The following is a 15,779-nucleotide window of genomic DNA, read 5'->3' on the forward strand; positions in this document are numbered from 1 at the left end:
CCAAAGGGTCAAGGGTGTGCCTCGCACACCCTGCCGCTCCACCCGGGAACCGGCTGCAACACCAGCACCAGTCCGGAAAAACCCAGCACCAGGTAACTGAATACCTGCCACTGGCTCGCATCCGGCCAGCCTAGACGCACAGCAAAGAACATCCCGCATGCGTACAGCGACATGAGCAACAATTGCCCACGAATGTCGCGCCATAGACTGGCAAGGCCCTCGGCCTGAACCAGCACCAAAGCCTGAAACAACACGCACGCCGCGGAAAAACCCACCAGCAGCGCCGTCAGCATGCCTGCGATTTCATCAATGAGCAGCGGTGCCAGGCCGACTCGCCCCAGCACCGGCAGCAAACCGACGTGCAACAACCAGACGCCGCCCACCCACAACATCTGGGTGAGCTGCCAGATCATGGCACCCGCTCGCAGCGGGCGCCTTCGTTCAGATGTGACGGACTTCGACAATCTCATACTCAATGACACCACCTGGCGTCTTCACCACCACCACATCGCCCTCTTCCTTGGCAATCAAGGCGCGAGCAATGGGCGAACCAACGGAAATCTTGCCGAGCTTGATGTCTGCCTCGTCCTCGCCAACGATCTGGTAAGTGACGCTTTCATCGGTCTCGACGTTGGCGATTTCCACGGTAGTGCCAAAGATCACCTTGCCGGTGTGCGGGATCGTCGTGACGTCGATGATCACCGCATTCTGCATGCGGCCCTCGATGTCACGGATACGCGCCTCGACCATACCCTGCTGCTCGCGAGCAGCGTGGTATTCGGCGTTTTCCTTCAGGTCACCCAGTTCCCGGGCCGTGCCGATGTCCTGGCTGAGCTTCGGACGAACGACCTTGGTCAGGTGGGCGTGTTCCTCTTCCAGGGCTTTCGCGCCCTGAACAGTCATCGGGTACTTGGTTATGCTCATGCCTTCAATCCTGCATGTAGATCCTGCAAGCGACGCACGGTCTTCTCGGGACCGAACTTGAGCGCTTCGCAGATCGCTTCGCCCGCCGCAATGGTCGTCGTGCAGTAGATCTTGTGCTGCAGCGCATTGCGACGAATGGAGTAGGAATCAGCGATCGACTGGCGACCTTCGGTGGTGTTGATGATCAGCGTGACTTCGTCATTCTTGATCATGTCGACCACGTGCGGACGCCCCTCGGTCACCTTGTTCACGCGGCGCACTTTCAGGCCTGCCGCTTCGATCAGCTTGGCAGTACCGGCAGTGGCGACCACTTCGAAGCCCAAGTTGATCAGATCACGGGCTACGCCTGCAACCAGTGGCTTGTCGTCATCACGCACACTGATGAACGCCGTGCCGCCGGTCGGCAACACTTCGCTGGCGCCCATCTGGGCCTTGGCGAAGGCTTCACCGAAGGTATCGCCCACACCCATCACTTCACCGGTGGACTTCATTTCCGGGCCGAGGATCGGGTCGACGCCAGGGAACTTGGCGAACGGGAACACCGCCTCTTTCACGCTGTAGAAGTTCGGAATGATTTCCTTGGTGAAATTCAGTTCCTTCAGGGTTTTGCCAGCCATGACCCGCGCAGCGATCATCGCCAGGGAAACACCGATGCACTTGGAGACGAACGGCACGGTCCGGGAAGCGCGCGGGTTGACTTCGATGACGTAGATGTCTTCGCCCTGCAGGGCCAGTTGCACGTTCATCAGGCCGATAACGCCCAGTTCCAGGGCCATTTTCTTGACCTGCTCGCGCATCTCGTCCTGGATGTGCGCCGGCAGCGAGTAAGGCGGCAGCGAGCAAGCGGAGTCACCAGAGTGAACGCCCGCTTGTTCGATGTGCTGCATGATCGCGCCAATTACCACGTCCTTGCCGTCGCTGACCGCGTCCACGTCCATTTCGATGGCGCAGTTGAGGAAGTGGTCCAGCAGCACGGGGCTGTCGTTGGACACCTGGACCGCTTCACGCAGGTAGCGCTTGAGCTCGTCTTCCTGGTAAACGATTTCCATCGCACGGCCGCCCAGTACATAGGACGGACGCACCACCAGCGGGTAACCGATCTTGGCGGCGGCACGAATCGCTTCGTCTTCGCTGCGCACGGTGGCGTTTGGCGGCTGGCGCAGGTTCAGGCGCTCGACCATCTGCTGGAAGCGCTCACGGTCTTCGGCGCGGTCGATCGCATCCGGGCTGGTGCCGATGATCGGCACGCCAGCGGCTTCAAGGGCGCGCGCCAGCTTCAACGGAGTCTGGCCGCCGTACTGGACGATCACGCCTTTTGGCTTCTCGACACGGACGATTTCCAGCACGTCTTCCAGGGTCACTGGTTCGAAGTACAGGCGATCGGAGGTGTCGTAGTCGGTGGACACGGTTTCCGGGTTGCAGTTGACCATGATGGTCTCGTAACCGTCGTCGCGCAGGGCCAGCGCCGCGTGTACGCAGCAGTAGTCGAACTCGATGCCCTGGCCGATCCGGTTAGGACCGCCACCCAGGATCATGATCTTGTCGCGGGTCGATGGCGCGGCTTCGCACTCTTCTTCATACGTGGAGTACAGGTAGGCGGTGTCGGTGGCGAACTCGGCCGCGCAGGTGTCGACGCGCTTGTAGACCGGGAACACTTCCAGCTTGTGGCGATGCGCGCGCAGGCTCTTCTCGGTCACACCCAGCAGCTTGGCCAGGCGCATGTCGGAGAAGCCTTTGCGCTTGAGGCGGAACATGGTGTCGCGGTCGATGCTGGACATGCCCAGGGTCTTGACCCTCTCCTCTTCCTTGATCAGATCTTCGATCTGCACCAGGAACCAAGGGTCGATCATGTTCATGCCGAAGATCTGCTCGACAGTCATGCCGGCACGGAAGGCATCGGCCACGTACCAGATACGCTCGGCACCCGGCACGGTCAGCTCGCGCTTGAGCACGCTCATGCTTTCCGGGTCGGCCAGGTCCAGCTTCGGATCGAGGCCGCAGACACCCACTTCCAGGCCGCGAAGGGCTTTTTGCAAGGATTCCTGGAAGGTCCGGCCGATGGCCATGACTTCACCCACCGACTTCATTTGGGTAGTCAGGCGGGCATCGGCCTTGGCGAACTTCTCGAAGGCGAAGCGTGGCAGCTTGGTGACGACGTAGTCGATGGACGGTTCGAAGGACGCCGGGGTCTTGCCGCCGGTGATGTCGTTCGACAGCTCGTCCAGGGTGTAGCCCACGGCCAGCTTGGCAGCGACCTTGGCAATCGGGAAACCGGTGGCCTTGGAAGCCAGGGCCGACGAACGGGATACCCGCGGGTTCATCTCGATGACCACCATGCGCCCGGTGTTCGGGCAGATGCCGAACTGGACGTTGGAGCCGCCGGTTTCCACGCCGATCTCACGCAGGACCGCCAAGGAGGCGTTACGCAGGATCTGGTATTCCTTGTCGGTCAGGGTCTGGGCGGGTGCGACGGTGATCGAGTCACCGGTGTGCACGCCCATCGGGTCGAAGTTTTCGATGGAGCAGACGATGATGCAGTTGTCCTTTTTGTCGCGGACAACTTCCATTTCATATTCTTTCCAGCCGATCAGGGATTCGTCGATCAGCAATTCCTTGGTCGGCGACAAGTCGAGACCACGGGCGCAGATTTCTTCGAACTCTTCACGGTTGTAGGCGATGCCACCACCGGTGCCGCCCATGGTGAAGGACGGACGGATGATGCATGGGAAGCCGAGGCGCTCCAGGACGGCATTGGCCTCTTCCATGCTGTGGGCGATGCCCGAGCGTGGGCAGTCCAGGCCGATGGATTTCATCGCCTTGTCGAAGCGCGAACGGTCTTCGGCCTTGTCGATGGTGTCGGCGTTGGCGCCGATCATTTCCACACCGAATTTTTCCAGGACGCCTTCGCGCTCCAGGTCCAGGGCGCAGTTCAGCGCGGTCTGGCCACCCATGGTCGGCAGCAGCGCGTCCGGGCGCTCCTTCTCGATGATCTTGGCAACGGTCTGCCACTTGATCGGCTCGATGTAGGTGGCGTCGGCCATGGCCGGGTCGGTCATGATGGTGGCCGGGTTGGAGTTCACCAGGATGACGCGGTAGCCCTCTTCGCGCAGGGCTTTACAGGCCTGGGCGCCGGAGTAGTCGAATTCGCAGGCCTGGCCGATCACGATCGGGCCGGCGCCGAGAATCAGGATGCTTTTTATGTCTGTACGTTTTGGCATGGGTTTGTCACTCAAATCCGCAGGTCAGTCGGCTAGGCCGTCGAACAATCTTTGAAGCGCCCGAAGGGGCCGCCGCGCTCGGGGCCGCCCTCGGGCTTTTCGCGGTCAGCGTCGCTTGGCCATCTCGTTGATGAAGCGATCGAACAGCGGAGCCACATCGTTCGGGCCCGGGCTGGCTTCAGGGTGGCCCTGGAAGCTGAACGCGCTCTTGTCGGTACGCTCGATACCTTGCAGCGTGCCGTCGAACAGCGACTTGTGAGTCGCGCGCACGTTGGCCGGCAGGGTGGCTTCGTCCACCGCAAAACCGTGGTTCTGGCTGGTGATCATCACCACGCCGGTATCCAGGTCCTGCACGGGGTGGTTGGCACCGTGGTGGCCGTGGCCCATCTTCATGGTCTTGGCGCCCGAAGCGAGGGCCAGCAGTTGGTGACCGAGGCAGATACCGAATACCGGGATCTCGGTTTCCAGCACGTCCTTGATCGCCTGGATCGCGTAGTCGCAAGGCTCGGGGTCACCCGGGCCGTTGGACAGGAACACACCGTCGGGCTTGAGGGCCAGGACGTCGGCAGCCGAGGTTTGGGCCGGCACCACGGTGACGCGGCAACCACGCTCGACCAGCATGCGCAGGATGTTCAGCTTGACGCCGTAGTCGTAGGCCACTACGTGGTAAGGCAGCTCGGAGGCCTCGATCGTCGCGTGACTGTCGGTCTTCAGGTCCCAGACCGTGGAGCGCCATTCGTACTGCTTCTTGGTGCTGACGACTTTCGCCAGGTCCATGCCCTTGAGGCCAGGGAAGCCCTGGGCAGCGGCGATGGCGGCTTCTTCGGAAATGTTGTCGCCGGCCATGATGCAGCCGTTTTGCGCGCCTTTTTCCCGAAGGATGCGGGTCAGGCGACGGGTGTCGATACCGGCGATCGCCACGACGTTGTTGGCTTTCAGGTAATCGGACAGGGACATCGTGTTACGCCAGTTGCTCGCTACCAGCGGCAAGTCACGGATGACCAGGCCAGCGGACCAGACACGATCAGACTCGGCATCTTGCGGCGTGGTGCCGGTGTTGCCGATGTGCGGGTAAGTCAGGGTAACGATCTGTTGGGCGTAGGAAGGATCGGTAAGAATTTCCTGATAGCCGGTCATTGCGGTGTTAAACACCACCTCACCAACGGTCTGACCGTCGGCTCCAATGGCTTCGCCGCGAAAAATGCTGCCATCAGCAAGGGCGAGTATGGCTGGCTTAGTCAAGAAGACCTCCCGTAAATAAAGCCTGAAAGGGCGATCGCAGGTTGTAAAAAAGCGGAGTGACGTATGGACACGTCACCCCGCTTGTTCACTGAATTATTCTGCGCGCTTTTAGTGGACACACTAAAGCTGTAGCTTACAGAAAAAGGCTTTTTTGGTCCACCGCTAATGAGCCTTAAAGGCAGGGGAATGCGACAGGCCGTCGCGAAGCGGTGTAATACGGGGCTCAGTATAACCTGAACCCCGCACTTAAGGGCATCAACGCAGGTCGAGAACGTCCTGCATGTCGTACAAACCAGCCTCGCGGCCATCCAGCCACAACGCGGCACGTACAGCACCCTTGGCGAACGTCATCCGGCTCGATGCCTTGTGAGTGATCTCCAGGCGCTCGCCTTCAGTGGCGAACAGCACGGTGTGGTCGCCCACCACATCACCACCGCGCACAGTGGCGAAACCGATGGTGCTGCGCTCACGCGCACCGGTGTGCCCCTGGCGCCCATACACGGCCACTTCCTGCAGGTCGCGACCCAGCGCATCGGCAATCACCTCACCCATGCGCAAGGCCGTTCCCGAAGGCGCGTCGATCTTGTGCCGGTGATGCGCCTCGATGATTTCGATATCCGCATCGTCACCCAAGACCCGGGCCGCCATGTCCAGCAGCTTCAGCGACAGGTTCACGCCCACGCTGAAGTTCGCGGCGAACACGATCGCAATGTCTTTGCCCGCATCGGCCAGCAATTGCTTTTGCGCAGCGTCCAGCCCCGTCGTGCCGATCACCATGGCCTTGCCGTGCTTGCGGCAGATCGCGAGGTTTTTCAGCATCACTTCCGGCAGGGTGAAATCGATCAGTACGTCGAACTCGTCGAGCACCTTCTCCAGGCCGCCGGACATCGGCACGCCGATACGCCCCAGCGAGGCCAGCTCGCCCGCATCGGCGCCCACCAGCGTACTGTCGGGCCGAACGATGGCCGCCGTCAGGCCGGAGAGCGGCGAGCGCTGCTGTACCGCCTCGACCAGCGCCTTGCCCATGCGCCCCGCAGCGCCCATCACAGCTATACGTCGCATGCGAACTCCTTACAGGTCGCCGAAGAAGCGTTTCACGCCTTCGAACCAGCCGGTGGTTTTCGGGGAGTGACTGTTGTCATCCGCCAGCGAGTTGCGGAACTCTTCCAACAGCTCACGCTGACGCCGACCCAGGTTGACCGGAGTCTCCACCGCCACGCGGCACATCAGGTCGCCCGCACCACCGCCACGTACTGGCGCGACGCCTTTGCCACGGATCCGGAACTGCTTGCCGGTCTGCGTGCCCTCGGGGATTTTCAGCTTGACGCGACCGTCGAGGGTCGGAATCTCAAGCTCGCCACCCAAGGCCGCATCGACGAAGCTGATCGGCACTTCGCAGAACAGGTGCTTGCCGTCGCGCTGGAAAATCGCATGCTCGCGCACGTTGATGACCACATACAGGTCGCCGGTCGGACCACCCTGGGCACCCGCCTCGCCTTCGCCAGACAGGCGAATGCGGTCACCGGTATCGACACCGGCCGGAACTTTGACCGACAGCGTCTTGTACTCTTCGACACGCCCTTCGCCGTGGCAGGAGTCGCACGGATCGGAAATGATCTTGCCTTGGCCATGGCAACGCGGGCAGGTCTGCTGCACCGAGAAGAAGCCCTGCTGCATGCGGACCTGGCCGATGCCGCCGCAGGTTGGGCATGTCACGGGCGAGGAGCCCTTCTTGGCACCCGAACCATCGCATGGTTTGCAATTAACCAGCGTTGGAACGCGGATATTGACGGTAGTCCCGCGCACCGCCTCTTCCAGGTTCAACTCCAGCGTGTAGCGCAAATCACTGCCGCGCTGGGCGCCGCCACGGGCACCGCCGCGACCGCCACCGAAGAAATCGCTGAACACATCACCAAAAATATCGGAAAAATTCTGACCGCCGAAACCGGCACCGCCGCCACCCATGCTTGGGTCGACCCCGGCATGACCGTACTGGTCGTAAGCTGCGCGCTTGCTCGAATCGGACAGTACTTCGTAGGCCTCGTTGGCCTCCTTGAACATCTCTTCCGACGCTTTGTCGCCGGGATTACGGTCCGGGTGGTGCTTCATCGCCAGGCGACGATAGGCCTTTTTCAGCTCCGCCTCGCCAGCCCCTCGCTCGACACCCAATACTTCGTAAAAGTCACGCTTTGCCATTAGTCTTCGCACTCTTATAGGACGTCCGGCAAACCTCTCCTGAACCTTGCCAAACTCGTTGAGCCCCAATACAGGCCCGGACCCAACTCACGTCAATTCAACGATCCTGGTCATATATCTTTCAGCCAGGGCCCCGGCCAAAACGCGGCGTCTATCGCCGGAAAGCAGGAGCATTCCCGAACACACCGCCAACATCCGAACACTGTCGCATGCTGTAAAAAATTCACTGGCTCCAGACACGCCAACGCGGGAGCAAGCTCCCGCGCGGCGACATCCTACCAGCCACCGCACAAATGCAGTCAACCGGCCGACCAACAAGCGATTACTTGTGGTCTTTCACTTCTTCGAACTCGGCGTCAACGACGTCGTCGGCTTTCTCAGCCGATTCGCCCTGCGCAGCCGCGCCTTCTGCAGGCTGAGCCTGTTCGGCGTACATCTTCTGAGCCACTGGCGCGGAGACCTTGGACAGCTCTTCGATCTTCGCCTCGATGGCCGCCTTGTCGTCGCCTTTGACGGCAGCTTCCAGGGCAACCACGGCCGCTTCGATAGCGGTTTTCTCTTCCGCGGTCACTTTTTCGCCAGCATCAGCGATCATCTTGCGAGTCGAGTGCACCAAGGCATCGCCCTGGTTGCGGGCGCTGGCCAGCTCTTCGAACTTGCGGTCTTCCTCGGCGTTGACTTCAGCATCGCGAACCATCTGCTGAATTTCTTCCTCGGACAGACCGGAGTTGGCCTTGATCACGATCGACTGAGTCTTGCCAGTGGCCTTGTCTTTCGCGCCGACGTGCAGGATGCCGTTGGCGTCGATGTCGAAGGTCACTTCGATTTGTGGCACACCACGTGGCGCTGGTGGAATCTCGGCCAGGTCGAACTTGCCCAGGGACTTGTTCTGGGCCGCTTGCTTACGCTCGCCTTGCAGCACGTGAATGGTCACGGCGCCCTGGTTGTCGTCGGCCGTCGAGAACACTTGGGATTTCTTGGTAGGAATCGTGGTGTTTTTCTCGATCAGCGCGGTCATCACGCCGCCCATGGTTTCGATACCCAGGGTCAGCGGGCTGACGTCGAGCAGCAGAACGTCTTTCACGTCACCAGCCAATACCGCGCCCTGGATAGCAGCACCCATGGCCACAGCTTCGTCAGGGTTGACGTCTTTACGTGCTTCTTTACCGAAGAAATCGGTCACCAGCTTCTGAACCAGTGGCATACGGGTCTGACCGCCGACCAGGATCACGTCGTTGATCGAGCCAACGTCGATACCGGCATCTTTCATCGCAATGCGGCAAGGTTCGATGGTGCGCTGGACCAGGTCTTCCACCAGCGCTTCGAGCTTGGCGCGGGAGATTTTTACGTTCAGGTGCTTAGGACCGGTGGCGTCTGCAGTGATGTACGGCAGGTTCACGTCGGTCGACTGGCTCGAGGACAGTTCGATCTTGGCTTTTTCAGCGGCTTCTTTGAGGCGCTGCATGGCCAGCGGGTCACCCTTGAGGTTCATGCCGCTTTCTTTCTTGAACTCGTCGACGAGGTAGTCGATCAGGCGGATGTCGAAGTCTTCACCACCGAGGAACGTGTCACCGTTGGTTGCCAGTACTTCGAACTGGTGCTCGCCGTCGACTTCAGCGATCTCGATCACGGAGACGTCGAAGGTACCGCCACCCAAGTCGTAAACGATCACGGTGTGATCGCCCTTGGCCTTGTCCATACCGTAGGCCAGAGCGGCCGCAGTCGGTTCGTTGATGATACGTTTTACGTCCAGGCCCGCGATGCGGCCGGCGTCTTTGGTCGCCTGGCGCTGGCTGTCGTTGAAATAGGCAGGAACAGTAATGACCGCCTCAGTCACCGCTTCGCCGAGGTAATCTTCGGCGGTTTTCTTCATTTTCTTGAGGATTTCAGCCGAGATCTGTGGCGGTGCCATTTTCTGGCCGTTCACTTCAACCCAGGCATCGCCGTTGTCAGCCTTGGCGATTTTGTAAGGCACCATCTTGATGTCTTTCTGGACGACTTCTTCGTCGAACTTGCGACCGATCAGACGCTTCACCGCGTACAGGGTGTTATGCGGATTGGTCACTGCCTGACGCTTGGCCGACTGGCCAACCAGAATCTCGCCATCATTGGCGTAAGCGATGATCGACGGCGTGGTACGCGCGCCTTCAGCGTTTTCGATGACTTTGGCCTTGCCGTTTTCCAGCACGGAGACGCACGAGTTGGTGGTCCCCAGGTCGATACCGATAATCTTGCCCATGTTAACTCTCCCGGAACTTGGATTTTGTTGCCGCAGCAGTGGTGGCTAACTGCGGTAGCACTTAAACGCTTGACTTATAGATGGGGCCGCTACAACCGTTTTCAAGCCTGCTCATCAATAGAAGGCGAAACCGGCGCTGGCGACTTGCTGACCACGACCATGGCCGGGCGCAGCAGACGACCGTTAAGCAGATAGCCCTTCTGGAAAACCTTCAGCACACTGTTTGGCTCGACGTCGGCACTTTCCTGCATCGCCATCGCCTGATGGTGCTCGGCGTTGAAGGGTTCGCCGTGTGGATCAAGGGTTTCGAGCTGATAACGCTTGAGGGTGTCCTGGAACATCTTCAGCGTCAGCTCGATGCCTTCACGCATCGGACGAATGTTCTCGTCATCCGGATTGGACAGCTCCAGGCCACGCTCCAGGCTGTCGATGATCGGCAGCAGGTCGCCGGCGAAACGCTCCAAGGCGAACTTATGAGCCTTCTCTACATCTTGCTCGGCGCGACGGCGGACATTCTGCAGGTCGGCTGCTACACGCAACGCCTGATCCTGCGCACCGGCCAGTTGCTCCTCGAGCACTTGTACACGTGCCGCCAGATCTTCACCCGAATCCTGGGAAGCCTGATTGGCGTCTAGATTTTGCGTGTCCTGCGTCTGTTCGTCAGCCATAGATTTCTCCTCTCAACTTCGTCCGCGAGCTCAACTCGCGCTTCTGCCCGGTATATGGGGTCGGGTTTTGCAGCTTCAAGGGCCATCCGACGAATTAACCTTACAAAAAACAGCTGCATAACCATTCCCCGCTGCGCTAAGAAAATCACTTCACCAAGCAAATCGAGCTAAGCGAGGGCATTGTCAGGCCGAAACAAAACACTGTATAAATAACCAGACCTAAAGCCTGGGAGCGGCCTTATGCTGGTGCACCTGTCCGTACACAACTACGCCATCGTCGAACACCTCGACCTCGAACTCGATCGAGGCATGAGCGTGATCACCGGTGAAACCGGCGCGGGCAAGTCGATCATGCTCGATGCCCTGGGCCTGACCCTGGGCGACCGCGCCGACAGCGGCGTGGTGCGCCCCGGAGCGGACAAGGCCGACATCCTGGCGACGTTCGACCTGGTCGACATCCCCGAGGCCAGCGCCTGGCTGGCCGAGCGCGACCTGGACACCGACGGCCTGTGCATCCTGCGCCGGGTCATCACTGCCGAAGGCCGCTCCCGAGGCTACATCAATGGCACACCCAGCCCCTTGGGCGACCTCAAGGCCCTCGGCGAGCTGCTGATTGACATTCACAGCCAGCACGAACACCAATCCCTGCTCAAGGCCGACACCCATCGCCGCTTGCTGGATGAATACGCCGGCGCCACGGACCTGGCCCGACAGGTCCAACTGGCAGCCCAACGCTGGCGCCAGACCCGCCAGGAACTGGATCGACTCTCCAATTCCGGCGACGAACAGCGCGCCCGGCACCAGTTGTTGAGCTACCAGCTCGAAGAGCTGGAGAACCTGGCCCTGGGTGAAAATGAACTGGAAGAACTGGAGCAGGAACACAAGAACCTGACCAACGCCGAAACCCTGCTGGGCATTTGCCGCCAAGTGGTCGAACAATGCAGCGAGAGCGATTCAGGCAATGTGCTCAATGCACTGACCGCGAGCCTGAACCGACTCTCGAGCGTGAACAATTCGGTGGGTGCCCTGAACGAGGCGACCAACCTGCTGACGAGTGCGCAGATCCAGGTCGAAGAGGCCGTCGGGGAGCTGAACCGGTTCCTCGATCATTTCGATGCCGACCCGGCTCGCCTGCAGTACCTGGAAGAACGCCTGGACACCATCTATACACTGGCGCGCAAGCACCGCATCCAGCCGACCGATGTTGCCGAACTCCAGCTGCGGCTGCTGGAAGAACTGGAAACCCTGAACGCCAACGATGAATCCATCGAACGCCTCGGGGACGAGCTGGCTTCTTATGCCCGTCATTATCAGGAAAAGGCCAAGGAGCTCAGCAAACTGCGCCAGCACGCTGCAACAGGGCTGGCCAGCGCCGTGGAGCAGGAAATCCAGCGCCTGGGCATGCCCGGCGGGCGCTTCACCATCGAATTACGCCCCAACGCTGGCGACGAACTCCAGCCCAATGGCCTGGAGCAAGTGGAACTGCTGGTCAGCGCCAACCCCGGACAACCGCTCAAGGCCCTGGCTAAAGTGGCGTCCGGCGGCGAGCTGTCACGGATCAGCCTGGCCATCCAGGTCATCACCGCACAGACCTCTCGCGTGCCGACGCTGGTATTCGACGAAGTGGACGTGGGCATCGGTGGCCCGACAGCAGAAATTGTCGGCCAGTTGCTGCGCCGGCTGGGGGAGCGCGGCCAGGTGCTGACGGTGACTCACCTGCCCCAGGTCGCCGCCCAGGGACACCAGCATTTATTTGTGCACAAGGTACGTGGCGAAGAGGAAACTCGCACCGCCGTGTCCAAGCTCAACAAAAACGAGCGTGTGGAAGAAGTGGCTCGGATGCTCGGGGGCATCGACCTCACCAAGGAGTCCCTGGCTCACGCGAAAAAAATGGTCGTCGCCGCAAAAATCTGACAAAAGCCCCATAGCAAGAAGGCGACCCTAGGGTCGCCTTCTTTCGTTTTGGGAGCCGCGGGCTCACACAACGAGCTTACTTCCTCTTGCGTACATGCAAGACGAGATGGTGATCGATCAACTCGAAGCCATAGTTTTCAGCAATTTCTTTTTGCAGTGCTTCGATTTCCGGGCTGATGAACTCGATGACCTCACGGGTATCCACGTCCACCATGTGATCGTGGTGTTCCCCGTCAGCCAATTCAAAGACCGCATGACCGCCATCGAAATTATGACGAGCCACAAGACCCGCAGCCTCGAACTGAGTCAGGACACGGTAGACCGTGGCCAGACCAACGTCCTCGCCAGCCTCCATAAGCGCCTTGTAGACGTCTTCGGCACTCATGTGACGCTGCTCCGCGGAATCGAGCATTTGTAGAATCTTGACCCGTGGCAGGGTCACTTTGAGGCCGGCTTTGCGTAGTTCGCTATTTTCAACCATGGTCAGCTTTCTCGCGATGCTGCTTCGCAGCTTCTCTTAATGCGGGTATGATCGGCGTTTACGTTGTCCCAGCCAAGATAGTGGAAGTCGCCCACCGATGCAAAACACCAAGCTCTTGCTAACCAGTTTCACCTTTGTGGGACTGCTCGCACTCGCCGGTTGTTCATTCCCCGGGGTTTACAAAATCGACATCCAGCAGGGCAATGTCGTCACGCAGGACATGATAGACCAGTTACGCCCGGGAATGACCCGCCGGCAAGTACGGTTTATCATGGGTAACCCTCTGCTGACCGACACGTTCCATGCCGATCGCTGGGATTACCTGTACAGCTTGCAGCCAGGCGGCGGTGAGCGCCAACAAGAACGCATCAGCGTTATCTTTAGCCCCAATGACCAACTCGTCAGCCTGTCGGGCGATTTCATGCCTGGTGTGAGCCGCGACGAGGCCATCATGGGCAAGGACAGCGACACCACCGTGACCGACCCGGCCCAGAATGCCGAAAAGCCCAAACCGGAAAAACCGGTCAAGCCAGGTTCGTTGCTGGATCAGATCCAGAAAGAGGTGGACCAGGTCGAGACCGTACCAGTCCCGACGCCAGAGCCCCTGGATACCTCACCGCAATAAATCGCGACATAAAAAAACCCGGCATGCCGGGTTTTTTATTGCCTACGATTCAAGCCAGGTTATGGCTCCGATTGGCGCGCTTGGGCCGCCTTGGCCGCGCGCAGACGCCGGATTTCTTTCGGATCGGCCAACAACGGGCGATAAATCTCCAGTCGATCAGCCGCCTGCACCAGCTGGTGCTCTGGATCGGCAACCACTTTGCCAAAAATCCCCACAGGGCAAGTCGCCAGGTCGAGCTGCGCAAACTCATCGGCAATGCCCGAAGCGACCAGCGCGGCGCGAACACTGATGCCTTCCTGCACGGCGCATTTGCGCAGGACCTGACGCTCCGCCGAGGCATACACCACTTCTATCTCAATCAACGCTTGAGCTCTGCATTCTGCTTGGCCCGCTGGCAGAACGCGTCGACAAGAGTATTGGCAGCCTGGTTGAACAGCGGCCCCAACGTCGCCCGCACCAGAGGGCCGGCGTAGTCGAACGACAGGTCCAGGCTGATCTTGCAGGCCTTTTCACCCAGAGGCTTGAACACCCAGACCCCATGGAGTTGGTTGAAGGGTCCTTCTTCCAGGTTCATTTCAATGGACTGCCCCGGCACCAATGTATTGCGCGTGACGAAGCGCTGGCTCAAGCCGCTCTTGGCAATGTTGAGGCTGGCACGCATATGATTTTCAGAGCTCTCCAGCACCTCGGCCGATGAGCACCACGGCAAGAACTCCGGGTAGCTCGCCACATCATTGACCAGGTCATACAGTGCCTGCGCCGGGTAGGGCAGCAAGGCTGAGCGTTGAATATGTGTCGTCATGTAAGCGTCACTTCCACAGCTGGGCGGCAAACACTACAAGAATGCCGATGGGCGCCACGTAGCGCATCAAGAACAGGCTCAAGCCAAACAATACCGGGCTACGCAGCGACAATTCATCACGCACCGCTTCGCGCCCCATGATCCATCCTGCAAACACTACGAAACACAAACCACCCAATGGCAGCATGATCCGTGAGGTGAAGAAATCAATCACGCCGAAGAAGTCCAGCCCTCCGGTTGCGCCCCACCGGTAGAGATGGAAGAGCCCGTCTTCGTTCACGAAAAACTTCGCCTGCTTCCATATATTGAAGGAAAACACCGTACCCAGGCCGACAAACCAGCAGGTAAAGGCCAGCCAAAAGGTCACCCAGGCACGACTGAGCCGGGTCCGTTCAACCAGGTAAGCCACCATGGGCTCCAACAGGGAGATGGCCGAACTCCAGGCTGCGATGGCTACCAGGAGGAAAAACACCACGCCCATCACCTGTCCGAACGCCATGTTGCCGAAGGCAAAAGGCAGGCTGACAAACATCAGCCCCGGCCCTTCACTGGGGTTCAGGCCAGCGGCGAACACAATCGGAAACAATGCCATCCCCGCCAACAGCGACACGAAGGTATCCAACAGTGCGACACCGACAACGGTCCGGGTCAGGGACGCACTCTTGGGCATGTAGGCGCCGTAGATCATGATCGAACCGACCCCGACGCTCAGGGAGAAAAACGCATGCCCCATGGCCGGCAGCAGGCCATCCATGACTTTCTCCGGCTGGAAGTCGAACATGAAATGCACCCCTTCCATGAAATGCCCGGTGGTCATGCTGTAGCCCAGCAGCACCAGGATCATCACGAACAGCAACGGCATCATGATCCGCAGGCTGCGCTCAAGCCCGGCAACCACGCCCCGGGCAATGACCACCGCCGAAAGCACCATGAAAATCGTATGCCAGAGGGTCAGCCTCCAGGGATCGGCAATCACATTGCCGAAGTAGGCGCCCACCTGATCAGGCGTCACCCCTTGGAAATCCCCGCGCCCCATGTCGATGATGTAGTCCAGCGACCAGCCGCCGACCACGCTATAGAAAGACAGGATCAACAGCGCCGTGATCATCCCGGCGAAGGCCCCCCACGACCATTTGGGCGAGTGGCCTGCTTCCACCGCAAGCACCTTCAGGGCATTGGCCGGGCTTTGCCGGGCTCGTCGACCGATCAGGGTTTCAGCCAGCATCACCGGCGCGCCGATGAGCGCGATGCAAGCCAGAAACATCAGTACGAAGGCACCGCCACCGTAGACGCCGACCATGTAGGGGAATTTCCAGATACTGCCCAGCCCCACCGCCGAACCGGTTGCAGCGAATATAAAGACCCAGCGGCTAGCCCAACTGCCGTGGACAGAAACCTTGTCTGTCGACATCGTGATCACGCCCAAGCGTTAAAAAAAGAGGCCGCATTGTCCGGGATTCACTCAACGTG

General features: G+C 59.9%; 14 protein-coding genes. 2 read left to right on the top strand and 12 right to left on the bottom strand.

From position 1 onward, the window contains the following. Positions 1-8: 8 nt before the first annotated feature. The 8 genes from AC09SL_RS26675 to grpE form a co-directional block, all read right to left on the bottom strand. Positions 9-413 carry a hypothetical protein gene (locus tag AC09SL_RS26675; RefSeq protein ID WP_058543788.1) on the bottom strand — a complete coding sequence of 135 codons (405 nt, stop codon included), beginning with the start codon at positions 411-413 and terminating at the stop codon, positions 9-11. 28 nt (positions 414-441) lie between these two features. Continuing rightward, a complete protein-coding gene (gene greA, locus AC09SL_RS26680; RefSeq protein ID WP_058543821.1) occupies positions 442-918 on the bottom strand; it encodes a transcription elongation factor GreA in 477 nt (158 codons plus the stop codon). A gap of 2 nt (positions 919-920) precedes the next feature. After that, positions 921-4,142, bottom strand: coding sequence for a carbamoyl-phosphate synthase large subunit (gene carB / locus AC09SL_RS26685; protein ID WP_058543789.1), 3,222 nt, complete (start codon positions 4,140-4,142; stop codon positions 921-923). A gap of 105 nt (positions 4,143-4,247) precedes the next feature. Then, positions 4,248-5,384 carry a glutamine-hydrolyzing carbamoyl-phosphate synthase small subunit gene (gene carA, locus AC09SL_RS26690; protein WP_058543790.1) on the bottom strand — a complete coding sequence of 379 codons (1,137 nt, stop codon included), beginning with the start codon at positions 5,382-5,384 and terminating at the stop codon, positions 4,248-4,250. Positions 5,385-5,639: 255 nt separating this feature from the next. Further along, a complete protein-coding gene (gene dapB, locus AC09SL_RS26695) occupies positions 5,640-6,446 on the bottom strand; it encodes a 4-hydroxy-tetrahydrodipicolinate reductase (RefSeq protein WP_058543791.1) in 807 nt (268 codons plus the stop codon). 9 nt (positions 6,447-6,455) lie between these two features. Then, complete coding sequence (gene dnaJ, locus AC09SL_RS26700) at positions 6,456-7,580, bottom strand: molecular chaperone DnaJ (RefSeq protein ID WP_058543792.1); 1,125 nt, start codon at positions 7,578-7,580, stop codon at positions 6,456-6,458. Positions 7,581-7,902: 322 nt separating this feature from the next. After that, positions 7,903-9,819: a molecular chaperone DnaK gene (gene dnaK / locus AC09SL_RS26705; protein ID WP_014336568.1), complete on the bottom strand. Its 1,917-nt coding sequence runs from the start codon at positions 9,817-9,819 to the stop codon at positions 7,903-7,905. A gap of 101 nt (positions 9,820-9,920) precedes the next feature. After that, a complete protein-coding gene (grpE, locus tag AC09SL_RS26710; protein ID WP_058543793.1) occupies positions 9,921-10,487 on the bottom strand; it encodes a nucleotide exchange factor GrpE in 567 nt (188 codons plus the stop codon). Between the two features lie 240 nt (positions 10,488-10,727). On the opposite strand from grpE, the gene recN reads away from it, so the two are divergent. Continuing rightward, a complete protein-coding gene (recN, locus tag AC09SL_RS26715) occupies positions 10,728-12,401 on the top strand; it encodes a DNA repair protein RecN (RefSeq protein ID WP_058543794.1) in 1,674 nt (557 codons plus the stop codon). 76 nt (positions 12,402-12,477) lie between these two features. On the opposite strand, the gene fur is transcribed toward recN, so the two are convergent. Beyond that, positions 12,478-12,882: a ferric iron uptake transcriptional regulator gene (gene fur, locus AC09SL_RS26720; protein ID WP_058543795.1), complete on the bottom strand. Its 405-nt coding sequence runs from the start codon at positions 12,880-12,882 to the stop codon at positions 12,478-12,480. A 97-nt stretch (positions 12,883-12,979) separates the two neighbouring features. Here fur and AC09SL_RS26725 point away from each other — a divergent pair, with 97 nt between their 5' ends. Next, positions 12,980-13,507 (top strand): outer membrane protein assembly factor BamE, encoded by a 528-nt coding sequence (locus AC09SL_RS26725; RefSeq protein WP_058543796.1) that lies wholly within the window; start codon positions 12,980-12,982, stop codon positions 13,505-13,507. Positions 13,508-13,566: 59 nt separating this feature from the next. Here the strand turns inward: AC09SL_RS26725 and AC09SL_RS26730 are convergent, their stop codons facing one another. The 3 genes from AC09SL_RS26730 to AC09SL_RS26740 are packed head-to-tail and all read right to left on the bottom strand — an operon-like array spanning position 13,567 to position 15,720. Beyond that, on the bottom strand, positions 13,567-13,869 hold the full coding sequence (locus AC09SL_RS26730; RefSeq protein WP_058543797.1) for an RnfH family protein: 303 nt from the start codon (positions 13,867-13,869) through the stop codon (positions 13,567-13,569). Continuing rightward, entirely contained in the window at positions 13,866-14,309 is a 444-nt protein-coding gene (locus tag AC09SL_RS26735) for a type II toxin-antitoxin system RatA family toxin (RefSeq protein ID WP_058543798.1), read from the bottom strand. The genes AC09SL_RS26730 and AC09SL_RS26735 overlap by 4 nt, the downstream gene beginning before the upstream one ends. Before the next feature lie 7 nt (positions 14,310-14,316). Then, positions 14,317-15,720: a sodium-dependent transporter gene (locus AC09SL_RS26740; protein WP_058543799.1), complete on the bottom strand. Its 1,404-nt coding sequence runs from the start codon at positions 15,718-15,720 to the stop codon at positions 14,317-14,319. Positions 15,721-15,779: the final 59 nt, after the last annotated feature.

Source organism: Pseudomonas sp. PF05 (assembly GCF_056521845.1).